Raw genomic sequence first — 24856 nt, 5'->3', positions numbered from 1 at the left:
GGCAATCGCCCGATCATCAGGAGCACCCGACCGCCAAACCTCACCGACCGTCAAGCGCCAGCTCGGGCTCGGGCGTGGGCTGCCCGGGCGTCGAGGGCGACCCGCGCAGCTCGTCGAGGCGTACCAGGGCGACGCCGGCGACGATCAGCGCACCGCCGAACAGCTGCCAGCCGGTGGGCAGCTCGTTCAGGAACAGCCAGGCGATCAGCACCGCAAAGAGCACCTCGGTCAGCCCGAGGAACGACGACAGGCGGGGCCCGAGGATCCGGGTGCCGGCGATGCCGGCGAGGTACGCGATGACGGCGGCCACCAGCGACAGCCCGGCGATGGGCACCAACCAGCTGGTGGGCTGCCCGGCGAAGGTGACCTCGCCGAAGGTGGCGTGCAGCGGCAGCAGGCCGGTCAGCCCGATGAGGAGCAGCATGGCGGCGCCGACGGCCATTCCGCCGCTGGCCATGGCGACCGAGGGCAGCCGGGGGTCGACCCGGCCGGCGAGCACGAAGTATCCGGCCAGGCCGAACGCCGCTCCCAGCCCCCAGAGCACGCCCACCGGGTGGAAGTCGGCGGTGCCGGCGAGGTCCAGCACGAACGCCAGCCCGGCCAGCGCGGCCACCGACCCGGCGATGGTGAGTCGGCGGGGCGGCTGCCCGTGCCGCAGCCACATCCAGGCCACGACGAGGATGATGCCCAGGTATTCCAGCAGCAGCGCGACACCGACCGGCAGGTAGCGCACGGCGTTGAAGAAGCACACCTGGGCCAGCCCCACACCGAGGAGCCCGAACAGCCCGATGGCGGTGGCGTTGCTCCGCAGCACGTCCCATTTGCCCCGCAGCGACAGCAGGGCGGGGATCGCCAGCACCAGGGCGGCCACGCCGACGCGGGCGATCACCGCGGACTCGGCTGACCAGCCGGCCTCGATGAGCGAACGGGCGAAGGTTCCGGAGGTGGCGAAGGTGACTGCGGCGAGCAGCGCCAACCCGATGCCGGCAGCAGATCGTGAGTGCATGTCGCGCTCCTCGGGATGGGCACCGTGTCATGAGCAAACTATCCTCGTACTGATGACGCTAGGCGGAAGCCCTGACAGGAGTCAAGTTGCTATTCGCTCATGACACCGAGTGTTCGCTGATCGCCGCCGCGGCGCTGGTCAACACCGCAGGTCGGGACGGTGAGTTGCTGCCCGACATTGCGGCGCTGGACGCGTTCTTCGTCCGCCACTCCTACAGCGGCCGGCACGAGCACACCGAGGCCGAGCTGCGCGCCGTACGGGAGCTGCGGCCCCAACTGCGCCGCATCTGGTACGCCGAACCACCCGAGATCGTCGCGGTGGTCAACGGCCTGCTGCTGGAACACAAGGCGCTGCCTCAGCTCATCGAGCACGACGACGAGCCGTACCACCTGCACGCCGTTCCCCGCGACGCACCGCTGGCCACCCGGATCGCGGTCGAAGCCGCCATGGCGATGGCCGATCTGGTCCGGACCGGCGAGCTGAGCCGATTGCGGATCTGCGAATACCCGGACTGCGACAACGTCGTCGTCGACCTGTCCCGCAACAGGTCCCGGCGGTTCTGCGAGGCCGGCTGCGGCAACCGCGCCGCGGTGACCGCCTACCGCGCCCGCCGGGCCGCCGGCCGCTCCTGACCGACGGTCGCCCACTCCTCCGCCCGCACCTCGTACTCCACCTCGCCCTGCTCGGTGCCCGGAATCGGGTCGTCCCACTGGAGGTGGAAGGTCCGCACGTAGTGCAGCCCGGCCTTCACCATCACCCGCCGGGAGCGTTCGTTGACAGTCATCGTCTCGGCCCAGACCCGACGCACCCCGACGGTGTCGAAGGCGTACCGGACCAACGCCCGCGACCCCTCGGTGGCCAGCCCGCGCCCCCACGTCGAGCGACGCAGCCGGTAGCCCAACTCGGCCTCGGTGCCGTCCGCCGACGGGTCCAACGCGAACCAACCCAGGAACTCGCCGGACTCCCGGTCGTGCGCCGCCCACCGACCCAGCCCGGGATACCTGTCGTACTGGGCCAGCAGCCTCGGCAACTGCTCGTCGCGCACTGTGGCCAGCGGGGTCGCGACGCCGCCGGTGAGGAAACGCATCACCTCGGGGTCGCTGTCCAACTCGACCAGCGCATCCACGTCGGCCATGGTCAGCCGCCGCAACCGCAGCCGCTCGGTCCCCGCCGGCACATCCACGCCATCGTCACCCATGGCCCGGATCATCCGTCCTGCTCAGGACCCCGTCGAGCCGTTTACCAGGGCCAGCTGCGCGGAAAACCCGACAGCCGTCGCGGGCGAGGCGGTCGGGTCAGCGCGGGGGCGCGCCCACGAAGAGCCGCCAGGAGTACGCGTCGACAACGAGCACGGGCCCGTCCGAGTCCTTGCTGTCTCGCACCCCGACCACGTCCCCAAGATTCGTCGCCACCTCAACGCAGTTGGCGTCCTGGTTGCTGCGGCTGCTCTTGCGCCATCGAGCACCGGTCAACTCCACGACTCGGCCACCTCGTTCATCAGCTCGATCGATGCTTGCGGGGGCAGGGCTTCGCCCAGGGTAGCCTCCCAGACCCGCTGCAAGCGCAACAGATCCTTCGGCTGGTCCAGCTCCTGGCCGCGGACCTGACAGTCCAGGTAGGCCACCTCCGTGCCGTCGGGCAGGACGGCGAGAGCGAACTGTCCACCGAGCCCCGGATACTCCTCGGCCGATCGCGGCACCACGTGCAACCGGACCCGGGGGTGCCCAGTGGCGATGCCCACCAGGTGCAGCGTCTGGTCGCGCATCACCTTCCGCCCGCCCACCCGTCGCCGCAGCACCGCCTCGTCCAGCACCGCCACGATCTGCGGCGCACGCTCGCTGTGCAGCACGTCCTGACGCTCCATCCGGGCGGTCAGTCGCCGGTCGACCTCTTCTGGGGCGAGCAGGCCGCCCGCCTCGAAGACCGCCCGCGCGTAGGCCTCCGTCTGGAACAGCCCGGGCACGTAGCGGGGCTCATACCACCGGAGTGTGCGCGCCTGGGTAAAGATCGCCTGCCAGCCGCGTAGCCAGGGCTGCGCCCGGTCCAGGCTGACCAGTTCGGTGGACATCCGGCCGAAGAGGCCGCCGGTGTCCAGGGCGCGGTCGACGAGTTCCAGGTACTTGGCAGTGGGCGGCTGCTGCCCCAGCTCGACAGCGCTGACCATCGACGCCGAGTAGTTGACCGCCCTGGCCAGCTCTTCCTGACTCCAGCCACGCCGAGCCCGCGCCCGCCGCAGCTCGGCGATCAGGAACGCCGCCGCCGTCATCTGTCCATCGGCCATGCCGTGCCCCCCCTCCACCCCGCCGACGATCATCTCCAGCCGGCCGCCAGCGGCGGTGCCACCCGAAACAGGGCGACTATGACGACGCGGCCAAACCCTTCCGACCGTAGTCGCCTGATCACCAGACTGTGAAGCGCGGCGCCGCTCCCCGACCACGCCCACGCCGGCCACCCGGGCCGCCCCGGCCACCCAGGCCGACCATGCCCACCATTCCAGCCGCGCTCAGCACCGGACCACGCCCACCAACCGACCGACCACTTCGGCCACCGGACCCCACTGGCAGCCCCGACCGACCACGCAAGATCGTGCTCGATCCTGGAAAGAGTGGGGTCCTGACATGCGGAAGCCACTACATCCAGGGTCGAGCACGATCTTGGCGCAGTCCGGCCCCGGGGCGAGCCCCGGGGGCGTGGTGATGCCACAAACGATTCAGGTCGAAAGGAAGGCCGCCGCATGTCCCGGACCGCCCCGGACGGCCGCGCGACGACACCACGCCGATCGCACCTGCCGCTGCGCCCGCTCTGGCTCTGCCGGGTGTGCGCCGCGCCATGGCCGTGCCCGGTCGCCCGACTCACCCTGCGCCAGGAGTACGCGCACGACCGCATCGGGTTGAGCATCTACCTGTGCATGGCCCTGCACGAGGCCGCTGCCGACCTGTACCGACTCAACCCGCACGACGGCCCCGACCCCGCCGCGCTCTTCACCCGGTTCCTCGGCTGGGCGAGACCACGGCACCTACCCTGACCAGGGCAGGCGACCCGGGTCAGGGGTGGGTCATCCGGAGCAGGTCCAACGTCTCGTCCAACTGGGTCTCGGTGAGCTTTCCGGAGTCGACGTGGCCCCGGGAAATGACCACCTCGCGGATCGAGGTCTGCTTGGCCAGCGCCTCCTTGGCGATCGACGCGGCCTCGTCGTACCCCAGGTAGCGGTTGAGTGGGGTGACGATCGACGGTGAGCCCTCGGCGTACGCCAGACAGACCTCGGCGTCCGCGACCAGGCCGACCACCAGCCGGTCGGCGAAGAGCCGGCTCACCGCGGAGAGCAGCCGGATCGACTCCAGCAGGTTGCGGCCCATCACCGGGAGCATCACGTTCAGCTCGAAGTCGCCCTGCGAGCCGGCGAACCCGACGGTCGCGTCGTTGCCGATCACCTGGGCGCAGACCTGCCGCATCGCCTCGGCGACCACCGGGTTGACCTTGCCGGGCATGATCGACGAGCCGGGCTGGAGGTCCGGGATACGCAGTTCGCGCAGACCGGCGCGGGGGCCGGAGCCCATCCAGCGGATGTCGTTGGCGATCTTGTAGAGACCGATCGCCACGGTCCGTAGCTGCCCCGAGGTCTCCACCAGCGCGTCCCGCGCGCCCTGCGCCTCGAAGTGGTTACGCGCCTCGCTCAGCGGCAACCCGGTCGACTCGCGCAGCTTGTCGATCACGGCGGCGGCGAAGCCGAGCGGGGTGTTGATTCCGGTGCCGACGGCGGTGCCGCCCAGCGGCAGCTCGGCCAGTCGGGGCAGAGCGCCCTCCAGCCGTTCGATCCCGTAGCGGACCTGGGCGGCGTACCCGCCGAACTCCTGGCCGAGGGTGACCGGGGTGGCGTCCATCAGGTGGGTACGCCCGGCCTTGACCACCGTCTCGAACTCGGCGGCCTTGGCCTCCAACGCCGACGCCAGGTGCGCCAGCGACGGCAGCAGGTCTTCGACGATGAACTGGGTGGCCGCCAGGTGGATCGAGGACGGGAAGACGTCGTTGCTCGACTGGGAGGCGTTGACGTGGTCGTTCGGATGCACCGGGGAGCCCAGCTCCCGGCTGGCCAGGGTCGCGATCACCTCGTTGGTGTTCATGTTCGACGAGGTGCCGGAGCCGGTCTGGAACACGTCCACCGGGAACTGGTCGTCGTAACCACCGTCGGCCACGTGCGCGGCGGCGGCGGCGATGGCGGCGGCCACGTTGGCGTCGATCACGCCCAGCTCGCCGTTGACCTCGGCCGCCGCGCCCTTGATCTGGGCGAGGGCCTTGATCTGGGCCGGTTCGAGGCCCCGGCCGGAAATCGGGAAATTCTGCACCGCGCGCTGGGTCTGCGCCCGCCACAGCGCCTCGGCGGGCACCTCCACCTCGCCCATCGAGTCGCGTTCGATGCGGTAACCGGTCGCCTCTGGAGTCGTCACGCGTACCATCCTGCCGCGCCCGTGGCCGACTCGCAGATGATCCGTCAGCCCAACTCGGTGAGCAGCCGTTCCACCTCGTGCTGGTCCGGCGACTCGATCTGCCGGAACAGCGCCAGCGCCCGGGTCAGGTGCGCCCGCGCCGCCGCCGGGTCGATCGCCAGCAAACAGCGGGCGACGCCCTCCAGCGCCCGACCCTGCTCGTGTAGGGAACCCAGCCCGGTGGCGTCGACGAGTACGCGACGATGCAGGTCGAGCGCGCTGCTCACGTCCCCCTGATCCAGGATGGCTCGGGCCAGCAGGTTGCGCGAGCCGCACTGGCCGATGCGATCCCCCGCCTCGGTCATCGCGGCCAGCGCTGCACGGTGCAGATCAGCGGCCTCTTCCGGACGGCCGGCCTCCCGTTCCATCATCCCGATCTCGTTGAGCACCTCACCCTCACCGAACCGGGCGCCCAGCTGGCGCTTGAAGCGCAGCGCCACGCGCAACAACCGTGCGGCCGGCACCACGTCGCCCATCCGGTGCCGGACCATCCCGAGGTGCCCGAGGGCATTGCCGAGCCGCCGCGTGTCGCCGGCCTCGCGGGCGATCCCCAGGTGCCGCCGAGCGGTGCGCAGCGCCTCGTCGTGCCGTCCCCAGAGCAGCAGGGTGATCGTCAGGTTGTTGAGTTCGTTCGCCAGCGCCGTCGTGTCGCGCATCCGCGTCGCCAGCGCCCGAGCAGCGTCGTAGGACTCGCGAGCCCGGCGGAACTGAAAGTTGGCCGCGTACGCGGTGCCCAGGTTGCCCAGGGTGTTGCGGTATTCGTATTGCAGACCCAGGCGGCGGAAGATGTCGAGTGACCTCTCCATCACCCGGATCGCCGTGGGGAAATCACCCAGCCGGTAATGGGCCGAGGCGAGATAGTTGAGGGTCATCCCCACCGCCCTGTCGTCAGCCAACTCCTCGGCGGCGCGCAGGCCGATGCTGTGTGTCTCAATCAGTTCATCCAGGCGACCGCCCTCGAACTGGGCGTGCCAGCAGGCTCTCGCCAACTGCCAGCAGTAGCGGAGGAACCCCTCGGTCTCCGCCAACCGGACCAGGGCTGTCCAGGCGGCCAGGTTCTCGTCGAGCCAGGCCCGACCCTGCTCGGCGACGAGCATGACCAGGTCAGGACGGAGCGGCTCCCCCACCACAATCAGGGAGCGGAGCGCGGAGAGTTCCCTCTCGCGGGCGATCGCCGTGGCGACGTGCAGGTGGTGATCGAGCAGACGCTCGATACCGCCCCGTCGCTCGACCGTTCGCTCCGGCTCGGCCACCAGCGTCCGCGCGTACTCCCGAACCAGGTCGTGCAACCGGTACCGGCCCGGCTCCGCCTCCTCCACGAGGTGCGCGTCGACCAACTCGTCCAGCAGGTCCTGGGCCTCGGGTAGGGACAGCTCGGCCAGTACGGCGGCGACCGAGTTGTCGAACCGTACTCCCGGGTGCAGGCCCAGCAACCGGAACGCGCGCTGCGCCACCGGCGACACCTGGGCGTACGACAGGGCGAAGGCCCGGCCGACGGACCGTTCGCCGGCTTCGAACTCGGCCAATGGATCCGGCCGGGTGCTCAGCCGCTCGGCCAGGTCGGCGATGCGCCAACGGGGTCGGTGTGCCAACCGGGCACCGGCCAGCCGGATGGCCAGCGGCAGGTGTCCGCAGCGTTGGACGACCTTGGTGGCCGCCTCCGGCTCCGCCGCCACCCGGTCCACGCCGACGACCCGCCCGAGCAACTCGACCGCCTCGTCACTGTCGAGCACGGGCAGCGACGACGGTCGCCCCTCATCCACCCCGACCAGCCGGCGGCGGCTGGTGATCAGGATCAGGCAGTGCGAGCCGTTGGGCAGCAGCGGCGTCACCTGGTCGGCGGTCGCCGCGTTGTCGAGCACCAGCAGGGCCCGCCGACCGGCAAGCTCGCTACGCCAGAGCGCCAACCGGTCGTCCTGGCTCGTCGGCACCCTCTCGGCGGGCACACCGAGCTGCCGCAGCAGCGTGGCCACCGCCGCGGCCGGCGTCAACGGAGTGCGCTCGCTGTGCCCGTGCAGGTCGATGTAGAGCTGGGCGTCCGGGTAGTCGTCTGCGAGAGCGGTGGCGAGATGCACCGCGAGGGTGGTCTTGCCGCTGCCCGCCATGCCGTCGATGAGCTGGATCCGGGCCCCGGCCTCCACCTCCTTGACCAGGCGGGCCATCGTCTGCTGCCGGCCGGTGAAGTCGCCGATCGCCCGGGGCAACGAGCGGACCGGAGCGGTCGGCCGCGCCTCCCGACCTGCCAGGGCCAGGTCACCGGCGAGTACCCGCTGGTGCAGCTCCTGCAACTCGACGCCCGGCTCGATGCCCAACTCGTCGGCGTAGAACCGCCGGCCCTCCCGGTAGACCGCGAGCGCGTCGGCCTGCCGCCCGACCGCGGACAGCGCCAGCATCAGTTGGCCGCGCAGCCGCTCCCGCAACGGATGCCGGTCGACGCTCTCCGCGAGCTCCTCGATGAGCTCGGCTGCCCGACCAAGGCGCAGCTCGACGTCGACGCACTCCTCCAGGGCGGTGAGGCGCTGCTCGTCGAGTGCCTGTGCACGGCGGCGGACGCTCCGGCTCGGGATTCCACCCAGCGCAGGCCCGCGCCACAACGCCAAGGCGGCGCGGAATTCGACACGGGTGTCGACCAGGCGACCGGCAGTGGCGGCGGCTCGGGCCGCCTCCACGCCCCGGGTGAAGACCTCGGCGTCCAGCTCGGTCGGTGCGGCACGCACCCCGTACCCCGCCGGGTCGGTGACGATGAGGTCCGGCGCCAGTTCGAGTTCGGTGAACCGGCGGCGCAACCGTGACACGCAGGTCTGCAACTGCGCCCGGGCGGTGGCCGGCGGGTGGTCCTCCCACACCGCGTCGACCAGCTCGTCGACCGGCACGAGCCGGCCGGCGCGCAACAACAGCATGGCGAGCACGATCCGGTCGCGCCCGGCGGTGACAGTGGACTCGCCACCGCCCACCCGCAGGGGCCCCAGGATCCCGAAACGCATCTGCTCTCCCGCGTCAGTGGTGCAACTTCCAGCAGAGTAGTCCGCTGGTAACAGACCGCCTCGGTCAGGCGATAGTGATCTGAGAGCGGATCGACAGCGGTGCGCAGCACACTCATTCCGGGTTGTCGGTGACGGCATCCGACGGGGGCGGTGCGCCCGTCCCACCCCAGCGGGGCGGGCGTACCGATGTCGGCAGAGCACGGGCGACAGAACGGGCGCCGGGCGAGTTCGCCCGGCGCCCGTTGGCGTACCTGTCGGGTCAGCGGCGGCCGACGGTGAGCACCGGCTTGGTCACCTCGGCGAAGAAGTCGTTGCCCTTGTCGTCGACCACGATGAAGGCGGGGAAGTCCTCCACCTCGATCTTCCAGACCGCCTCCATGCCCAGCTCCGCGTATTCGAGCACCTCGACGTGCTTGATGCAGTCCTGCGCGAGGCGGGCTGCGGGGCCGCCGATCGAGCCGAGGTAGAAGCCGCCGTGCTGCTGGCAGGAGCGGGTCACCTGACCCGACCGGTTGCCCTTGGCCAGCATCACCTGGGAGCCGCCGGCGGCCTGGAACTTCTCCACGTAGGCGTCCATCCGGCCGGCGGTGGTCGGGCCGAACGAGCCGGACGCGTACCCCTCGGGGGTCTTCGCCGGGCCGGCGTAGTAGACCGCGTGGTCACGCAGGTACTGCGGCATCGGCTCCCCGGCGTCCAACCGCTCGGCGATCTTTGCGTGGGCGATGTCCCGGGCGACCACGAGCGGCCCGGAGAGCGAGAGGCGCGTCTTCACCGGGTACTTCGACAGCTCGGCGCGGATCTCGTCCATCGGCCGGTTCAGGTTGACCCGGACCACCAGCTCGGCGTCGAGCGAATCGTCGGTCACGTCGGGCAGGAACCGCGCCGGGTCGGTTTCGAGGCGCTCCAGCCACACACCCGACGGGGTGATCTTGGCGACGGCCTGACGGTCCGCCGAGCAGGAGACGGCGATCGCCACCGGGCAGGACGCACCGTGCCGGGGCAACCGGACCACCCGTACGTCGTGGCAGAAGTACCGCCCACCGAACTGCGCGCCGATGCCGAAGTTGCGGGTCAGCTCCAGCACCTCCGCCTCCAGCTCCAGGTCACGGAAGCCGTGCGCGCTCATCGAACCCGCTGTCGGCAGCGCGTCGAGATACTTGGCGCTGGCGTACTTCGCGGTCTTCAGCGCGTACTCGGCGGAGGTGCCGCCGATGACGATGGCCAGGTGGTACGGCGGGCAGGCGGCGGTGCCGATCAGCCGCAGCTTCTCCTCCAGGAACTGCATCATCCGCGTTGGATTGAGCAGCGCCTTCGTCTCCTGGTAGAGGTACGACTTGTTGGCCGAGCCACCGCCCTTGGCCATGAAGAGGAACTTGTACGCGTCGGGGTGCCCGTCCGGGTCCTCGGCGTACAGGTCCACCTGGGCGGGCAGGTTGCTGCCGGTGTTCCGCTCGTCCCACATGGTCAGCGGGGCGAGCTGGGAGTAGCGCAGATTGAGCTTGGTGTACGCCTGGTAGACGCCCCGCGAGATGGCCTCCGCGTCGGCACCGTCGGTCAGCACGTGCCGACCGCGTTTGCCCATCACGATGGCGGTGCCGGTGTCCTGGCACATGGGCAGGACACCGCCGGCGGCGATGTTGGCGTTGCGCAGCAGGTCCAGCGCGACGAACCGGTCGTTCGGCGAGGCGGCCGGGTCGTCGATGATCGCCCGGAGCTGCGCCAGGTGCGCGGGGCGCAGGAAGTGCGCGATGTCGTGCATCGCCTCGGCGGTCAGCGCGGTGAGCGCGGCCGGCTCCACGGTGAGGAACCGACGGCCTCCCGGGCCGTGTACGACGTCCACGCCCTCGTCGGTGACCAGGCGATAATCCGTCTGGTCCGGGCCGGTCGGCAGCAGAGGGGAGTACGAGAATGCGGCGGCACTGCTCATGAGCGGCAAGCCTAGGGCAGACCGGTCGATCACTCCCACCCGCCGGGCGGGTGCTGGGACGCCGCTCTCATCCACCGGGCGTGCCGGGCCCCGCACGCCCGGTGGATCATCGGGCGAACCGCCCGCTCAACCGTCCTTGCCGCCGCCCGGGTCGGGGCAGAGTTCCCCCTTCGGCCCGCAGTCGCCGTTGTTCGGCCCGCCGGGGCCAGGGCCGCCCGGCCCGGGATTCCCACCGTCGCCGGGCGGTCGGGTGGGCGAGCTTCCGGACGCGCCGAAGCGGACGTACCCGATCTCCCGCCCCTCGCCGATGATCATGCCCTGTGACCCGACGGCGAGGACGTTCGCCGAGGTGCGTAGGACGGCCAACTCCCGGCCGGTGCGCGGGTCCAGTGCCGCCAGCCGGGACGGCTTCTCGTCGGCCACCACCACCGCGTACGGGGTGAGCGCGGCTCCGGCCTTGCCGCTGGCCTGTCGCGTCCAGAGCACCTTCTCGGTGCCCAACTCGCGGGCGATGACCGAGCGCTTGTCGGCGGCCCGGAACACCGCCGAACGGTCGTCCACCGCGATCAACTTCGTGCCCGGCTCACCAACCCAGAGCAGCCGGCCGTCGTACCCGTCGATCACCGCCTCACGGCCGTCCGGGGCGACGCCGATCAGCACGTTCCGCGCACCTTGCGGGTCCTCGCGTTGCACGCAGCCGGCGGAGTCGGCGGTGCGCAGGTTGATGCCGGCGCGCTGCCAGGCCTCCTGCCCGGTCGCCGAGTCCCGGGCGGAGATGGCGAAGTAACAGGTGCCGTCCTGGGAGCGGGCGGCGATCCGCAGCAGCCGGCCGCCCACCACGGAGAGCCGCTCCTCCCGGGCGGGCTCGACGTTCTGCAGCACCCGGCCGGTGGCGGTGTCGACCACGTGGACCCGACCGTCGACCGGGAAGCCGAGGAGCGGTGGCGCGGCCTCCGCCCCGGCCACGCCGTCGTCGATCCGGGTGGCGGTGAGCCGGCGGGTGCCGCGCAGACCCGGATTGTCGGCGAGCAGGCCGCTGTGCACCCCGGGCAGGAAGGCCGTCCAGAGCGGCGCGGTGCCACGCGGGTCCCAGGCGCTCAGGGTGCAGTCGGTGGCGTCCGTGCACCTGGCGTCGAGGAGCAGGTTGCGGTACGTCCAGACGGCCACCGCGTCATCGTCACGCCGCCGGGTCACCCCGGTCGTCGGGTCGAGCAGCTCGTACCCCTTGACCAGGAGCTTGCCCACGGCCACGACCGGGTCGCGGTCGCCGCCGGCGACCGCCGCCCAGTCCGCCTTGCGCTCCCAGAGCTGGGCGCCGGTGGCCAGGCTGCGAGCCTCGACCCGGGTGCGCTGCTCGACCACGACGGCGTCGCCGGCGATGGTCACGCTGCGCGGAGTGCCGCCGACCCGTTGCTGCCAGACCACGTCGGGCTCGGAGATGGGTTCGCTGCGGTCCACCCAGTCCCACAGGCCGGGGAACGGGTTCCACACGCCGGTGGCGGCGAGCGCGACGACCACGGCGAGGCCGAGCAGCAGCCCACCGCGCACGCTCCCCTTCGCCACCCGCACACCGTAGCCACGATCACGGATCTTCCGTACGCCCGCGCCGCCGTGTCGCCACGCTTTCTGGGCTCGGAGGTGTTACAGCACCCTTCCCTCGGCCCGAACAGCGCTACGCACCAACGGCAGCGTGCGGTAGGGGATCTGCTCGGCCAGCGCGATGATCGTCGAGGCCCGGGTGATGCCGGCGGACGAGACGATCTGGTCGATGACCCGTTGCAGGTCGGTGTTGGAGCGGGCCACGATCCGGCAGAGCAGGTCGCTGGAGCCGGTGATGGTGTGCGCCTCCAGCACCTCGGGGATGGCGGCGAGGTGGGCGGTGACCGGGTCGTGGCCGTGTCTTTGGCTGATCTCCAGGGTGACGAAGCTGGTCACCCCGAACCCGATCGCGGCCGGCGCGATCTCGGGGCCGAAGCCTTTGATGACCCCCCGCTCGATGAGCTTGTCCAGCCTCGCCTGCACGGTGCCCCGGGCCACGCCGAGCCGCCGGGAGCACTCCAGCACCCCGATCCGCGGCTCCTCGGCGAGCAGTTCGATCAAGCGCACGTCGAGCGCGTCGAGCTGTACATTCTGCTCACCATTCATGAGTGAAGACCATACCGAATGCGCAACCTGACCAGCATTTCTGGCAACAGTTGCCCACTCGATGCCGGGGCAGCGATCCTCGCCACAAGAACCGACCACGGCGGCCCACAAGGCCGGCCGGTACGCGAGGGAGCCCACCATGACCCAGGCGATCGACCGACCCCAGTCGACCGAGGACGTCGACGTCGACCGGCTCGTCGGCGCTGTCGACCACGACATCAGCCACGACCCGTTCCCGGTTCGGGGCCTCGACCACGTGCACTTCCTGGTCGGCAACGCCAAGCAGGCCGCCCACTACTACTCCACCGCCTTCGGCATGACCTGCGTGGCGTACCGCGGCCCCGAGCAGGGCTACCGGGACCACGCCCAGTACGTGCTGACCAGCGGCTCGGCCCGGTTCGTGCTGACCGGCGCGGTGCGCCCGGACGCCGAGGGCGCCGAGCACGTGGCCCGGCACAGCGACGGGATCAGCGACATCGCGCTGGAGGTCCCGAACGTGGACGCCGCGTACGCGCACGCCATCGCACAGGGTGCCGCCAGCGTCGTCGAGCCGCACGAGGTGACCGACGAGCACGGCACCGTACGGATGGCCGCCATCGCCGCGTACGGCGACACCCGGCACACGCTGGTCGACCGGTCCCGCTACACCGGCCCGTTCCTGCCCGGCTTCGTGGCCCGGGGCCCGATCGTGGACCGGCAGCCGATGATCGACGCCGGCATCCAGCCGAAGCGCTTCTTCCAGGCCGTCGACCACGTGGTCGGCAACGTGGAGTTGGGCCGGATGGACGAGTGGGTCGAGTTCTACAAGCGGGTGATGGGCTTCTCGAACATGGCGGAGTTCGTCGGCGACGACATCGCCACCGACTACTCGGCGCTGATGAGCAAGGTCGTGGCGAACGGCACCCGCAAGGTGAAGTTCCCGCTCAACGAGCCGGCGATCGCCCGCAAGAAGTCCCAGATCGACGAGTACCTGGAGTTCTACCAGGGCCCGGGCGCGCAGCACATCGCCGTCGCCACGAACGACATCCTGGCCAGCGTCGACGCGATGCGCGCCGCCGGTGTCGACTTCCTGGACACCCCGGACTCGTACTACGACGACCCGGAGCTGCGCGAGCGGATCGGCAAGGTGCGGGTGCCGATCGAGGAGCTGAAGTCCCGCAAGATCCTGGTCGACCGGGACGAGGACGGCTACCTGCTCCAGATCTTCACCAAGCCGGTGCAGGACCGCCCCACTGTCTTCTTCGAGCTGATCGAGCGGCACGGCTCGCTGGGCTTCGGCAAGGGCAACTTCAAGGCGCTCTTCCAGGCGATCGAGCGGGAGCAGGAAGCCCGCGGCAACCTGTAACACTTGCGAGCGTGACGCAACCTCCGTCGTACCCGACGCCGCCGGCCGGTGGGCCCCGACCCACCGCCGGCGGCGTCGCGCCGCAGCCCGGCCCACACCCCCACGGGTACGCCGCGCCGCCGCAGTACGCCTCACCCGGGTACGCCCCGCCGCAGTTCTATGGCGGACCACCGCGACCGGCAGCCCCGCCCCCGACGCTGACTCCGGGCGGACAGCCGCTGGCCAGCTTCAGCGATCGGCTACTGGCCATGTTGCTCGACTCCGCGGTCTTCATGGTGGTCGGCCTGGTGCTCGCGGTGCCCGCGGCGATCATCTTCCTCGTTGTCGTTGCACCCGACATCACGCTGTTCGCGTCGGACGGCTCGCTTGGCGAGGTCGACTTCTTTCACGACCTCATGCTGCCCCTGATCTGGATCGACCTGGGGATCATCGCGATATCGCTCGTGCTCGCGTACGTCTACTACGTCGAGATGATGTTCAAGACCGGCCAGACCTTCGGCAAGAAGATGATGAACCTGCGGATCGTGCCGCTGGATCCGACGCGCTCCCTCGACCGCCGGGCCGCCGCGAAGCGGTTCCTGGTGCAGCAGCTCTCTGGCTTCTTCCCGGGGCTGAGCTACCTCGACGGGTTCTGGCAGCTCTGGGACAAGCCGTGGCAGCAGTGCCTCCATGACAAGTTCGCCGCGACGGTCGTCGTTAAGGTGTCTTCGTGAGCGTTCAACCTGGCTGGTATGTCGACCCCGCCGATACCGAGACCCGGCGTTACTGGGACGGCGAGGGCTGGCTGGGTGCGCCCATTCCCGTCGACGCCACTCCGCCGGACGGCCCGCCGCCGGCCGAGCCACCGCCCGCACCGGTCACCCCGGCCGCGCCCGCGGCGTCGACGACCCCCGACTCGGCGACCGGCGCGCCGGGCTGGTCGCCCCAGCAGGGCCCACCCCCGGGGTACGGCCCGCAACCGGGCCATGGCCCGGGCTGGGGACCACAGGCGGGCCCTCCCGGCTGGGGTCCGCAGGGCGGTCCGCCGGGCTGGACCCCACCGGGTGCCCCTCCCGGCTGGGCGCCTCCGGCCGGTCACCCCGGCTGGCCCGGACGACCGCCCGAGCCTCGACCGCACGGCCTCAGGCTGGCCGGCTACGGCCGTAGGTTGGTCGCCCGGCTGATCGACTTCGGCCTCGTCTTCGCACTGAACGTGGTTGTCAACGGCTGGTTCGTCTGGCGCTGGGCTCAGGAATGGGCGCCGTACTGGCAGGAGGTCTTCCGGCGCGCGTCGCGCGGCGACACCTCCGCCGACGGCCTGCCGCTCCCCAGTGAGCAGGCCAATTCTCTGCTGGTGGCGATCCTGCTGATCGCCACCGCGCTCTGGCTGGCGTACGAGGTGCCGACAATGGCCTCCGGCGGGCAGACCGTCGGCAAGCGGGTGATGCGGATCCGGGCGGTGCCGATGGCCGCCGACCAGCCGCTGGGCGTCCGCCGGGCGCTGAGCCGGTGGAGCACGCTGGGCCTGCCGACTCTGCTCTGGTACTGCGCCGGGCTCGGCCTGGTGCTGCAACTGGTCGACGCTCTCTCCCCCCTCTTCGACCACCCCCTGCGCCAGGCGCTGCACGACAAGCGCGCGCAGACGGTGGTCGTCGAAGTCCCCCAACACACCGATACCGCCCCCTCGAACGACCGTAACCAGCCCCCGGGAGACACCCCATGACCGACTCCGGACGTCACCAGCCGGCGCTGCGGCTGACCCGCGTCGACCTGGACGCGCTGCCCAGCTACGTGCCGGGGCGCAGCCCCGCCGACCTGGCCCGGGAGTTGGGCCTGCCGGAGGCCATCAAGCTGGCCAGCAACGAGGTGCCGTACGGGCCGCTGCCCGGCGTGGTGGAGGCGGTCACCGAGGCGATCACCACCTCGCACCGCTACCCGGACATGGGTGTGGTCGCGCTGCGGGACGCGCTGGCCCAGCGGTACGGGGTGGACGCCGACCGGATCGCCACCGGCTGTGGTTCGGTGGCGCTGGCCGAGCACCTGGTGCGTGCCACCTGCCTGCCCGGCGACGAGGTGCTCTACTCGTGGCGGTCCTTCGAGGCGTACCCCATCATCGTGGCGACCAGCGGCGCGACCAGCGTGCGGGTGCCCAACGACGCCGGGCACGGGCACGACCTGGCGGCGATGGCCGCGGCGGTGACCGACCGGACCCGGGTGATTTTCGTCTGCAACCCGAACAACCCCACGGGTACGGCGCTGCGCCGGGCCGAGCTGGACCGGTTCCTCGACGCGGTGCCGGACGACGTGCTGGTGGTCATCGACGAGGCGTACCGGGAGTTCGTCACCGACGCGGAGGTGCCGGACGGTCTCGACTACCTGGACCGGCCGAACGTGGCGGTGTTGCGCACGCTGTCGAAGGCGTGGGGGCTCGCCGGTCTGCGGATGGGCTGGCTGGTTGCCCAGCCGGTGGTGGCGGCCGCCATCCGCAAGGTGGCGACCCCGTTCTCCAGCAGCACGGCAGCCCAGGCCGGGGCGCTCGCCGCGCTGACCCAGGTGGCGGAGATGGAGCGTCGCTGCGCCCTGGTCGTCGCCGAGCGGGACCGGGTCACCGAGGCGTTGCGCAAGTTCGTGCCGGACGTGCCGACGAGCCAGGCCAACTTCGTCTGGCTGCCGTTGGGCGAGCGGGCCGTGGCGTTCGGCAAGGCGTGCGAGGCGCGCGGGGTGATCGTGCGGCCGTTCGCCGGGGACGGGGTCCGGGTCACCATCGGCACCCCGGCCGAGAACGACGCGTTCCTGGCAGCGGCCGAAGCCGCCCTGGTCTGAGCGACAGCTCGCCCTCGCGGGCGGTACCGCACCGGCACACAGGCAGGTAACGAAAGACGGGGCGGGCGGGACAGCACTCAGCTGCCCCGCCCGCCAGTACCCGACTAGGGCGCTCCGTCGACCACCGCCAGTCGCCACTGCGCTTCACCCTCGACCCCGACGGCAAGATCGGTCGAGACGCCCTTGTCGACGTAGACCTGCGACAGGTTGGGCACCCCGTCGCACGGATATCGCAGCGGAGCGGCCGTCTTCACGTTCAGTGCGATCCGACCTCCTCCGGTGCAGACGAAATACACAGTGAAGCTGGCCCCACTGGGAACAACATCGGCGATGGTTGCTTCCTTCTGCTCTGCCAGCGGGCCGGCCAGCAGCACCCGACCGGCCGGAAACCAGCCCGTCGGCGCTTCCGGAGTGGGGGAAGGCCAGCTCGGCACGGTGGGTGAGGGGCGTTCGGACGGCTCCGCCGATCGTCTCGCCGTGTCACCGGTGCAGCCGCTGACCATCAGCAACGGGACGACCATGCCGATGGCCAGGCATACGGCGTAACGACCAGCACGCATCTCGCGACTCCAATCCAGGCCGGACGAGCATGCTGAACCTCACCTCGGTCGTCAAGCTGCCTGGAACGCCACTGCACGAGCGGCACCATTGTCACACCCTTACCGCCAGAGGGCCTGACCAGGTCGTATTGACCTGCGCGCACCTGGGCCGCCTCGGTCAATCCGGAACAGCGACGGCTCAGGTGACGTCAGGCGGCCGTTGCCGGGTGCCGTAGCCGCCTCCGGTACACGTACAGCGCGAACAGGAGCAGCACCAGTCCCGAGCCGACCAGACCTCCGGTGCGGAGCTGGCCGGACCGGTCGCCGGTGTCGCTGACCGGGGCGGCGACGGGGCCGAAGGTGAGCGTTCCCCTGGCATCGCCCTTGGTCCAGCCGCTGGCCAGGTCGAGCTTTCCGGTCCACGGGCCGTCCGGAAGGCGACGATCGAGGACGACCCGGATCGTGGTGGCGCCGCCCAGGGCGAGGGTCTGCGTCTCGGATCGAACCGGGCCGATCGACAGCCCGCCAGGCCCGTCGTGCAGCCGCAGCTCGCCTGCGAGGTCCAGCGCCCGCTTACCGGTGTTTCGCACGTCGGCGGTGACGACCGGCCTGCCGTCCGGGGTCCGCGATCCGGTCAGGGCACCGATCACGAAGCTGGACACCGGTTCGCCCCCGGGGCCGACGGACAGGTAGACCCGGATGCCCACCCGGCCGACGTTGCGGACGGTCTGCCCGCCATCTCCGGACACCTCGGCCCAGATGACCGCGTACCGCTCGCGCTGCTCGGCCTTCGCGGGCACAGCGATGGTCACCAACAGTTCGGTTTCCTGGTCGGCGTCGAGCTGGAGTTTCCCGTCGTCGACGTGGATCCAACTGCTCAGTTCGTTCTCGGTCCGGTCCGGAGCGAAGAAGAACCCGTCCTTCGTGACGTCGGCGGCAGCCGCGTAGACGGCGATCGCTCGGCGCACCTCGGACGTGTTCTGCACGATGATCCGCCGTTTGATCGTCGTACCGGGATGCACATGGTCGACGATGTACTTGCGCGCCCGGCTGTCGGCGCGGCGCTCGATCGGGGCCTCCAGGAGACGGATGCCGACCGAGGGGGCCGGCCCGGATGCGGTGGGACCGGGCGAGGGGCTCCCCTCGCGGTCCGGGCTACGCTCCGACGCCTCCTGGCCGGCCTCCGGTAGGTCGGGTGCGTGGACGCCGGCCGGCGAGGCCGACGCGTGCGGTGTGGCCGGCGCGGTCGCCCCGACCGTGACCAGGGCGGCCACGGTCAGGGCGAGGGCGCGAGCCGGATCATGCCACCGAATGGGTGATCACCGCCGTGTAGGTGCCGGCGACGGCGGCAGGCGGGATCTGGACGTTGATCGTCGGGTTCCAGGTCGCCGTGTTGTTGCCGCTGCCACTCGTCTTACTGAAGGCCACGCGGGGAAGGCTCAACGCCACCGCCTGGGCGGCGGTGGGCTGGCCGGGTACGAAGGTGCCGGTGCCGGTGGTGGCGGTCGACGGGCCGGACCAGTATTCCACCAGGCCGGGAATGATGGTCTCGTCCGGTCCTCCGCCCCCTGTCGTGAAGGCCGTGCTGGTCACGGTGGCCGTCCAGGTGGCGGCCAGCGCCGCCCGCGCGTCATTGACGGTGACCGGACCGATCTGGCCGGTCAGGGTGCCGCCGACGAAACCCGCGCCCAGGTTGATCGCCGGCGGGGCGGTGATGTCCAGGTTCGCGGTGCCGATGGTGAACGTGACGACTGTGTCGTCGGTGGGCGCGGCCGCAGCCGGCGCAGCGAGGGCAAGCACTGTGGCTGCCGACGCGGTCAGGGTAAGAAGTATCTTCCGCATGAGTCCGACGCTAATCGGTCACACCACGCCTAAGACTCACATTCGGACAAAGCACACTTTAGGCGACAGAGTGCACCACGGTGGCCGTGTAGGTGCCAGTGACGAGGCCTGCCGGCAGGCTGATTCGCAGGGTCGGGCGCCAGCTGACCGTGTTGTTGCCGTTGCCGGCGGTCTTGGTGAAGGCGACCCGACTCACGTTGAGCGGGACCGCCTGGGCGGCGGTGAGCTGACCGGGAACGAGAGTTCCGCCGCCGGTGGCCTTGACAACCGGCCCCGACCAGTACGACACCAGCGAGTTGGCCACCGTCCGGTTGGCTCCGCCCGCTCCCGTGACGAACGCGGTCGAGGTGACGGTGGCCACCCACGTGGTCGATTGGTTCCCCCGAAAGTCGGCAACCTCGACGGCCCCCAGGGCGCCCGTCAGCAGACCGCCGGGGAAACCCGCGCCCAGGTTGACGGCTGGCGGTGCGGTGATGTCCAACCCCACCGCCAGCGGAGCCGGCAGCTCCTCCACCGGGCCCGGCGAGCCGCTCGTGAGCGGTGTCGGAGCCGCGCCGGGCGCCCGACCGGGATTCGGCGACGGGGACGAAGACGGGTTGCTGCCGCTCGGCGTGGGCGCGCTCGGCCGGGCGGTCGGTGAGGGGGTGCTGCTCGACGTCGGCGCGGGAGAGGTGGCGGGCGACGGTGACGCGAGGGGCATCGTTGGGCCCGGACTCGGCGTGAGACCGACACTGACGCCGAGCACTGACGACAGGAGGACGGCTAGCATGGGCACCTTACGACTATAAGTTCTAGTTGTCCTTATTGTCAGGTCTCGGGTAACTCAAAGCGGCGACCTCGTCAACCCTCCGCGCGTCATCAGCTCCGCCGGGGGCGACGGGCCACCAGCAGCCCGCCGAGCAGCAGCAGGCCCCCGCCCAACCCGGCGAGCCACCCCACCGTCCCACCATCTTCGCCGGTCACCGGCAGGTGACTGCTGGTGGGGTGCGGGGTGGGCTGCGTGGGATGCGGGGTGGGCTGCGCCGTCGGGGACGGGGTCGGAGAGGCGGTCGGCGAGGGCAGCACCTCGAAGATCACGTTGGCCCCCGCCGACGGTGCGGCCTGGGCCGCAGACACCGCGTTCAGCGCCCCGCCGTCCGGGACGAGCATGGGCGACACCACGAGCAGTAGCCCGGCCGCCGCCGCGAGCAGTCCCCCGACGAGCCTCGACCTGCCGACGGCCTTTGCCATGACGACCCCTCTCTCCGGAGAACCCCAATCCCGAGAAAAATACCTTTTTCGGTCATCTGGGGCGGGCATTCGATTCCCTCGGAGGCAACCTGACCCGATCAGGCGGCGGCCAGGATCACTGCTTCGCCGGTGTAGTAGTAGCGCCGGTCGTCGCCGGTGGGGTCGACCGGCTTGCGGAGCCGCTCGATCGCGACGAACCCGTCCTCGGCCGTCACCGCCCCGGGTGCCCAGCCGGTCCCGTCCGAGCCGACGTTGAGCACGAAGCGGGACAACTGCCTGCCGGTCACCGGATCGAGCGTCACCAGATCGTTCGCCTCGGTCAGCAGGTGTACCCGGCCAGGCTGCCCGGCCAGCACCCTGGGCGCGCCCAGGGCCGCGGACCGCCACAGCTCGGTGCCCGTACGCGCCGATCGGCCCACCACGACCCCGTCGAGCACGGCGACGGACTGCTCACCGACCAGCGCGGCGCCGGCCGGGTCCAGCGCGGGGGCGGCGACCGGCGGACCGGCAGCCAACAACCAACCCCGACCACCCTCGTCACCCGGCCCGGCGGTCCGCAAACCCAGACAGTCCGACCGGCCGGTACGACAGCCGAGCGGCGTCACCACAAACCCGTCCGGGCTGCCCGGCGGTCGCCAACGCTCACGTACCTCGCCCGTCGCCGCGTCCCGGAACTCGACAATGGCCGCCCCGGCGCAGGTGTCCAGGCCGATCAGCTGCCCGGTGGCGGTGGTGCCGACATCGCTACGGCACCTGCCGGGCAGCTCGACCCGCCACAGCTCCCGACCGCCGCTCAGCTCGACCCCGCGCGCCTGGGCATCCCCGGTCACCACCAGCACGGTCCGCCCGTCGGGAAGGTCGGTGAGCTGCAGCCCGGGCGCGTCCCAGACCGTCGCCGCCCAGGTACGACGCACCGGCGCCGCGCTCTCGGCGGGCTCCGGGCCGTCGGCTCGCCAGAGCACCCCGCCGGTCCGGGCGTCGAGTGCGACGAGTTGCCCGTCGGACCAGCGGCTGACCACCGTGCTGCCGCTGGCCACCACCCCGGTCAGCTCCGCCGGCCACCGCCGGTACGACCAGTACGGGCTGGTCCGGTACCGCCCGTCGACCGGCCGGTCGGCGTAGACCTGGCGGTGTGCGGCGTACACCCGCAGTCTCCCGTCGACGATCAACGGGGCGACCGGCAACCGACCGATCACTCCGGCAGCCGGTCGGGCCGGGGCCGGATAGTCGGCCCGCGCCACAGTGCTCACCTCTGCCGGTGCGAGGACCCGGTGGACGACGACCACGACGGCCGCCGTCGCGAGCAGCGCCGCGACCGCGATCGCGAGCCGTCGCCGGCCTCTCGGGAACCTCATGCCGCACCTCCGCCCGGCACCCTACCCAGCGGAGGTGGCCGGACCCCGTTCAGGTCACGGCGAGGGCTGAGCGACTGGCGTTCAGGCGGCTTCGACGGAGCCGGTGGCACCGGCCGCGACGGCGAGGTCGGCGAGATCACGCCAGAGCGCCGCCTCGACCGCCCGCGCGGCCAGCCCGCCGAGCAGCAGCGCCACCACCCGACCGTACGGAGCGGTCGGCACCGCCTCGTGGGTGACGGTGATCGAGGTGCAACCCCGGCGGCGGCGGCGGACCGGACGCAGGCTCCAGGTGATGCGGTAGTCGGCACCGGTGCCGGAGGAACAGAGCACCAGTCGCTGCGGTGCGAGCGCCTCGACCACCAGGAACTCCTCGGTCAGCGTGCCGCCGCCCGGCTGGACCCGCTCCTCGCGCCAGGAGGTGCCCGGGCCGAACGAACCCGGGGTGAGCACCTCGATCGGGCCGGCTGCGGTCAACCGGGCCGCGCGGCCGGGCAGGTCGGTCAGAAGACGCCAGACGTCGACAGCGTGCGCCTCGATGATCCCGGTAATCGCCACCGTCGACATGCCACCCTCCCGTGTCCCCGACGGTACGCGGAGTGAGGGCCGGACGGGGCCCCCGGAGCGGAATTTTCACCGTCCGGGGGCCACGCTGTCCGATTCGGCGGTCGCTTCGGCTCCGGTCGTCGTCGACCGGTGCCGAAGCGCCGGTCAGCGCTCGAAGTGGCCAGCCCGAATCGCGCCGATGAACGCTGTCCACCCCGGCGGGCTGACCGCGAGTGTGGGACCGGCCTGGTCCTTGGAGTCGCGAACCCCGACCAGACCATGGACATCGACCAGGTTGTCCGCCACTTCCACGCAGAGCCCCTGGTCGTTTGAGCGGCTGCTGGTACGCCAGACCGCGCCCGCAAGATCGTGCATCGTCGTTACCTCCGTGTGCGTCGGGATGCCCCACCGCTGACGGTCGGGCAGAGCCCGACTCGGATTGCGCGGTGTAGCAACGGAATCCGGACGATCAACGGATCAACCAGGGCCGGTGATCGCACAGCCGGTGCGATCACGGGTCCCATGCACGAGACGGATGGCGGGTGCCCGCTCAGCGGGCCGGACGAACCGTGCCGGATACCTCACCGAGGGCGACGGTGGTGCCGTCCGGGCCGGGGGCGGTGGCCGTGATGGTCACCGTGTCGCCGTCGTTGAGGAAGGTACGGCTCTCGCCGCCCACCTTGACCGGCTCGGCCCCGCCCCAGGTCAGTTCCAGGAAGGAGCCGACCTGTCCTCGGTCCGGGCCGGAGACGGTGCCGGAGGCGTACAGGTCACCGGTGCGCAGCGAAGCGCCGTTGACGGTGAGGTGCGCCAACTGCTGGGCGGGGGTCCAGTACATGGTGGCGAACGGCGGCTCGCTGACCTGGTCGCCGTTCCACTCGACCGCCAGGCGCAGGTCCAGGCCCAGGTGCGGCACGTCCCGCAGGTAGTCCACCACCGGCGGGTCCTGGTCGGGGGCTGGCACGAAAGCGTCGGCGAGGGCGTCCAGCGGCGTCACCCAGGCCGAGACCGAGGTGGCGAACGACTTGCCCAGGAACGGGCCGAGCGGCTGGTACTCCCAGGCCTGGATGTCCCGGGCCGACCAGTCGTTGACCAGCACCACCCCGAAGACGTGCTCGGCGAAGTCGTCCACGGAAACCCGATCGCCCAACGCGCTGGGTACGCCCACCATGAAGCCCACCTCGGCCTCGATGTCGAGGCGTACCGATGGGCCGGTGACCGGGCCCTCGGCGGAGGCCCGCTGCCCGGTCGGCCGGGTCACCGGCGTGCCGGAGACGACCACCGTGCCGGCCCGCCCGTGGTAGCCGATCGGCAGGTGCTTCCAGTTGGGCAGCAGCGGCGGCTGGCCGGGGCGGAAGATCTGCCCGACGTTCGACGCGTGGTGAACGGATGAGTAGAAGTCGACGTAGTCGGCCACCTCGATGGGGAGCAGCAGCTCCACGTCGTCGAGGGGCACCAGCAGTGGCTCCACCGCGTCCCGGTGCGCCGGGTCGGTCAGCAGCTCGGTGAGCCGCTGCCGTACCGCCGTCCACTGCGGACGACCCAGGGCCATGAAGTCGTTGAGCACGGGCCGGCACAGCGTGCCGGCGGCCAGCACCAGCTCGGCGGCCTCGGCCGCCGCGAGGTCGAAGACCCAGGACCCGATCCGTACGCCGATCCGCGCAGGACCCCCGTTCTGCCGGAACACCCCGTACGGCAGGTTCGTCACCCCGTACGGCGAACCGTCGGCGCCGGTCACCCAGGTCATGCGTCGTAGCCCCCGTTCACCAGCCCAAGCCGGATCAGATCGGTCAGTGGTTCCAGGATGCTGCACGAGCCGAAGCCCACCCACAGAGGGCGAGGCCAGTCCAGCCGTGCCGTCGTGCGCTCCACCAGCGGGCGCGGGTCGACAACGGTCAGCAGCTCGGCGACCGAGCGCACACCGTCACCGTCGGCGGCGGCCAGGGTCGCGGCCAGCACGTTGGCGTAGCCGTGGTGGGTGAACCCGGTCTCCGGGTCCAGGTGTCGGATCGCCTGGTGCAGCCCGGCGGTCAGCTTGAACGGCAGGCCCCGGTCCCGGCAGGCGCAGATCACCGCGGCCAGCTCGGTCGGGGTGGGGAAGAGTTCGGCGGCCAGGCCGCCGGTGCGGAACTTGGCCGCGATCGGCGCCCCGTCGGCCCGCGCCGCGACGAGCGCGTCCAGTGCGCCCATCAGCCCGAAGGTCAGCGGCAGCTCTGCGTAGACGGCTTCCACGCCCGGTAGCTCGTCGGTCAGCCGCAGCAACTCGGCGATGCCGGGCAGGGGGTCCTCGCCGCGCTTGGCGACCGCCACCTCGACCTGACGCGCGGTGACGCCGTCCGGGGCGAGAAACGACAGCGCGAACGGCAGGTTCCCGATCCCGGTGTCACCGATCACGCCGACCACCAGGCCCTCGCCCGGGTCGACGAGACCACTCAGCTCACCGGCGGCCACGTCCGACGCAGGGATCAGCAGGGGGCCAACCAGGTCGGCGTACCAGGCGGCGCGGTGTTGGCGGTGGGCAGCCAGGGCGTCGTGCAGCGCGGCGCTGCCCGGTGGGAAGACGGCGGCGTCGTCCACCAGGCCGTGGAGGAGTGCTGGCACCTGCGTTGACACGGAACAAGAATGTACGGGACGCTACGAGGAACGGACAACAG

25 protein-coding genes are annotated in these 24856 nt (G+C 71.3%); 6 read left to right on the top strand and 19 right to left on the bottom strand.

Annotated elements, in window-relative coordinates; all coding sequences use genetic code 11:
* Positions 1-40: 40 nt before the first annotated feature.
* Positions 41-1006 carry a DMT family transporter gene (locus tag FB453_RS11955; protein WP_145789874.1) on the bottom strand — a complete coding sequence of 322 codons (966 nt, stop codon included), beginning with the start codon at positions 1004-1006 and terminating at the stop codon, positions 41-43.
* Positions 1007-1092: 86 nt separating this feature from the next.
* Between FB453_RS11955 and FB453_RS11950 the strand changes: the two genes are divergently transcribed.
* Positions 1093-1638: a CGNR zinc finger domain-containing protein gene (locus FB453_RS11950; protein WP_091403587.1), complete on the top strand. Its 546-nt coding sequence runs from the start codon at positions 1093-1095 to the stop codon at positions 1636-1638.
* Here the strand turns inward: FB453_RS11950 and FB453_RS11945 are convergent.
* The 3 genes from FB453_RS11945 to FB453_RS11935 form a co-directional block, all read right to left on the bottom strand.
* Complete coding sequence (locus FB453_RS11945; RefSeq protein WP_145789872.1) at positions 1605-2204, bottom strand: GNAT family N-acetyltransferase; 600 nt, start codon at positions 2202-2204, stop codon at positions 1605-1607. The two genes, FB453_RS11950 and FB453_RS11945, sit on opposite strands and share 34 nt — an antisense overlap.
* Before the next feature lie 97 nt (positions 2205-2301).
* Entirely contained in the window at positions 2302-2484 is a 183-nt protein-coding gene (locus FB453_RS11940; RefSeq protein WP_145789870.1) for a DUF397 domain-containing protein, read from the bottom strand.
* Entirely contained in the window at positions 2475-3287 is an 813-nt protein-coding gene (locus FB453_RS11935) for a Scr1 family TA system antitoxin-like transcriptional regulator (RefSeq protein ID WP_145789868.1), read from the bottom strand. The genes FB453_RS11940 and FB453_RS11935 overlap by 10 nt, the downstream gene beginning before the upstream one ends.
* A gap of 453 nt (positions 3288-3740) precedes the next feature.
* Between FB453_RS11935 and FB453_RS11930 the strand changes: the two genes are divergently transcribed.
* The gene (locus FB453_RS11930) at positions 3741-4031 is read left to right on the top strand and encodes a hypothetical protein (RefSeq protein WP_145789866.1); all 291 of its coding nucleotides are present in this window, start codon (positions 3741-3743) and stop codon (positions 4029-4031) included.
* Positions 4032-4050: 19 nt separating this feature from the next.
* On the opposite strand, the gene FB453_RS11925 is transcribed toward FB453_RS11930, so the two are convergent.
* From FB453_RS11925 to FB453_RS11905, 5 genes are all read right to left on the bottom strand, one after another.
* Entirely contained in the window at positions 4051-5460 is a 1410-nt protein-coding gene (locus FB453_RS11925; protein WP_181518450.1) for a class II fumarate hydratase, read from the bottom strand.
* Between the two features lie 35 nt (positions 5461-5495).
* Complete coding sequence (locus FB453_RS11920; protein ID WP_145789863.1) at positions 5496-8474, bottom strand: AfsR/SARP family transcriptional regulator; 2979 nt, start codon at positions 8472-8474, stop codon at positions 5496-5498.
* A gap of 259 nt (positions 8475-8733) precedes the next feature.
* Positions 8734-10401, bottom strand: a complete 1668-nt coding sequence (locus FB453_RS11915) for a fumarate hydratase (protein ID WP_145789860.1) — start codon at positions 10399-10401, stop codon at positions 8734-8736.
* Between the two features lie 126 nt (positions 10402-10527).
* Positions 10528-11964: an outer membrane protein assembly factor BamB family protein gene (locus tag FB453_RS11910; protein ID WP_486480241.1), complete on the bottom strand. Its 1437-nt coding sequence runs from the start codon at positions 11962-11964 to the stop codon at positions 10528-10530.
* A 78-nt stretch (positions 11965-12042) separates the two neighbouring features.
* Complete coding sequence (locus FB453_RS11905; RefSeq protein WP_112588124.1) at positions 12043-12546, bottom strand: Lrp/AsnC family transcriptional regulator; 504 nt, start codon at positions 12544-12546, stop codon at positions 12043-12045.
* A gap of 139 nt (positions 12547-12685) precedes the next feature.
* Between FB453_RS11905 and hppD the strand changes: the two genes are divergently transcribed.
* The 4 genes from hppD to hisC are packed head-to-tail and all read left to right on the top strand — an operon-like array spanning position 12686 to position 16693.
* Positions 12686-13891 (top strand): 4-hydroxyphenylpyruvate dioxygenase, encoded by a 1206-nt coding sequence (gene hppD, locus FB453_RS11900; protein ID WP_145789857.1) that lies wholly within the window; start codon positions 12686-12688, stop codon positions 13889-13891.
* 11 nt (positions 13892-13902) lie between these two features.
* On the top strand, positions 13903-14604 hold the full coding sequence (locus FB453_RS11895; protein ID WP_145789855.1) for an RDD family protein: 702 nt from the start codon (positions 13903-13905) through the stop codon (positions 14602-14604).
* Positions 14601-15593, top strand: coding sequence for an RDD family protein (locus tag FB453_RS11890; protein ID WP_112640985.1), 993 nt, complete (start codon positions 14601-14603; stop codon positions 15591-15593). Before FB453_RS11895 ends, FB453_RS11890 begins: the two co-directional genes overlap by 4 nt.
* Entirely contained in the window at positions 15590-16693 is a 1104-nt protein-coding gene (gene hisC / locus FB453_RS11885) for a histidinol-phosphate transaminase (protein WP_145789853.1), read from the top strand. Before FB453_RS11890 ends, hisC begins: the two co-directional genes overlap by 4 nt.
* A 104-nt stretch (positions 16694-16797) precedes the next feature.
* Here the strand turns inward: hisC and FB453_RS11880 are convergent, their stop codons facing one another.
* The 10 genes from FB453_RS11880 to FB453_RS11830 form a co-directional block, all read right to left on the bottom strand.
* Complete coding sequence (locus FB453_RS11880) at positions 16798-17253, bottom strand: hypothetical protein (RefSeq protein ID WP_145789851.1); 456 nt, start codon at positions 17251-17253, stop codon at positions 16798-16800.
* A gap of 188 nt (positions 17254-17441) precedes the next feature.
* Positions 17442-18506, bottom strand: coding sequence for a hypothetical protein (locus tag FB453_RS11875; protein ID WP_145789848.1), 1065 nt, complete (start codon positions 18504-18506; stop codon positions 17442-17444).
* Between the two features lie 25 nt (positions 18507-18531).
* Positions 18532-19074, bottom strand: coding sequence for a hypothetical protein (locus tag FB453_RS11870; RefSeq protein WP_145789846.1), 543 nt, complete (start codon positions 19072-19074; stop codon positions 18532-18534).
* A 58-nt stretch (positions 19075-19132) separates the two neighbouring features.
* Positions 19133-19588: a hypothetical protein gene (locus FB453_RS11865; protein ID WP_186718227.1), complete on the bottom strand. Its 456-nt coding sequence runs from the start codon at positions 19586-19588 to the stop codon at positions 19133-19135.
* A gap of 344 nt (positions 19589-19932) precedes the next feature.
* The gene (locus FB453_RS11855) at positions 19933-20304 is read right to left on the bottom strand and encodes an LPXTG cell wall anchor domain-containing protein (protein WP_145789838.1); all 372 of its coding nucleotides are present in this window, start codon (positions 20302-20304) and stop codon (positions 19933-19935) included.
* Between the two features lie 98 nt (positions 20305-20402).
* Positions 20403-21659 (bottom strand): outer membrane protein assembly factor BamB family protein, encoded by a 1257-nt coding sequence (locus tag FB453_RS11850; protein WP_145789836.1) that lies wholly within the window; start codon positions 21657-21659, stop codon positions 20403-20405.
* An 81-nt stretch (positions 21660-21740) separates the two neighbouring features.
* The gene (locus FB453_RS11845) at positions 21741-22223 is read right to left on the bottom strand and encodes an SRPBCC family protein (protein ID WP_145789834.1); all 483 of its coding nucleotides are present in this window, start codon (positions 22221-22223) and stop codon (positions 21741-21743) included.
* A 144-nt stretch (positions 22224-22367) separates the two neighbouring features.
* Positions 22368-22577 (bottom strand): DUF397 domain-containing protein, encoded by a 210-nt coding sequence (locus tag FB453_RS11840; protein WP_112588140.1) that lies wholly within the window; start codon positions 22575-22577, stop codon positions 22368-22370.
* A 175-nt stretch (positions 22578-22752) separates the two neighbouring features.
* The gene (gene fahA, locus FB453_RS11835; protein WP_145789832.1) at positions 22753-23949 is read right to left on the bottom strand and encodes a fumarylacetoacetase; all 1197 of its coding nucleotides are present in this window, start codon (positions 23947-23949) and stop codon (positions 22753-22755) included.
* A complete protein-coding gene (locus FB453_RS11830) occupies positions 23946-24815 on the bottom strand; it encodes a hypothetical protein (protein WP_145789830.1) in 870 nt (289 codons plus the stop codon). Before FB453_RS11830 ends, fahA begins: the two co-directional genes overlap by 4 nt.
* Between the last annotated feature and the right edge of the window lie 41 nt (positions 24816-24856).

It is taken from the genome of Micromonospora sp. CNZ322 (assembly GCF_007827755.1).
Note: the sequence above shows the minus strand (reverse complement) of the source record. Positions and strands in the feature narration are given on the sequence as shown.

Coding starts and splice junctions, on each gene's coding strand:
- FB453_RS11880 (WP_145789851.1), bottom strand. CDS start 17,253: ATGCGTGCTGGTCGTTACGCCGTATGCCTGGCCATCGGCATGGTCGTC.
- FB453_RS11915 (WP_145789860.1), bottom strand. CDS start 10,401: ATGAGCAGTGCCGCCGCATTCTCGTACTCCCCTCTGCTGCCGACCGGC.
- hisC (WP_145789853.1), top strand. CDS start 15,590: ATGACCGACTCCGGACGTCACCAGCCGGCGCTGCGGCTGACCCGCGTC.
- FB453_RS11930 (WP_145789866.1), top strand. CDS start 3,741: ATGTCCCGGACCGCCCCGGACGGCCGCGCGACGACACCACGCCGATCG.
- FB453_RS11870 (WP_145789846.1), bottom strand. CDS start 19,074: ATGCGGAAGATACTTCTTACCCTGACCGCGTCGGCAGCCACAGTGCTT.
- FB453_RS11935 (WP_145789868.1), bottom strand. CDS start 3,287: ATGGCCGATGGACAGATGACGGCGGCGGCGTTCCTGATCGCCGAGCTG.
- FB453_RS11945 (WP_145789872.1), bottom strand. CDS start 2,204: ATGGGTGACGATGGCGTGGATGTGCCGGCGGGGACCGAGCGGCTGCGG.
- FB453_RS11920 (WP_145789863.1), bottom strand. CDS start 8,474: ATGCGTTTCGGGATCCTGGGGCCCCTGCGGGTGGGCGGTGGCGAGTCC.
- fahA (WP_145789832.1), bottom strand. CDS start 23,949: ATGACCTGGGTGACCGGCGCCGACGGTTCGCCGTACGGGGTGACGAAC.
- FB453_RS11905 (WP_112588124.1), bottom strand. CDS start 12,546: ATGAATGGTGAGCAGAATGTACAGCTCGACGCGCTCGACGTGCGCTTG.
- FB453_RS11925 (WP_181518450.1), bottom strand. CDS start 5,460: ATGGTACGCGTGACGACTCCAGAGGCGACCGGTTACCGCATCGAACGC.
- FB453_RS11845 (WP_145789834.1), bottom strand. CDS start 22,223: ATGTCGACGGTGGCGATTACCGGGATCATCGAGGCGCACGCTGTCGAC.
- hppD (WP_145789857.1), top strand. CDS start 12,686: ATGACCCAGGCGATCGACCGACCCCAGTCGACCGAGGACGTCGACGTC.
- FB453_RS11850 (WP_145789836.1), bottom strand. CDS start 21,659: ATGAGGTTCCCGAGAGGCCGGCGACGGCTCGCGATCGCGGTCGCGGCG.
- FB453_RS11955 (WP_145789874.1), bottom strand. CDS start 1,006: ATGCACTCACGATCTGCTGCCGGCATCGGGTTGGCGCTGCTCGCCGCA.
- FB453_RS11855 (WP_145789838.1), bottom strand. CDS start 20,304: ATGGCAAAGGCCGTCGGCAGGTCGAGGCTCGTCGGGGGACTGCTCGCG.
- FB453_RS11840 (WP_112588140.1), bottom strand. CDS start 22,577: ATGCACGATCTTGCGGGCGCGGTCTGGCGTACCAGCAGCCGCTCAAAC.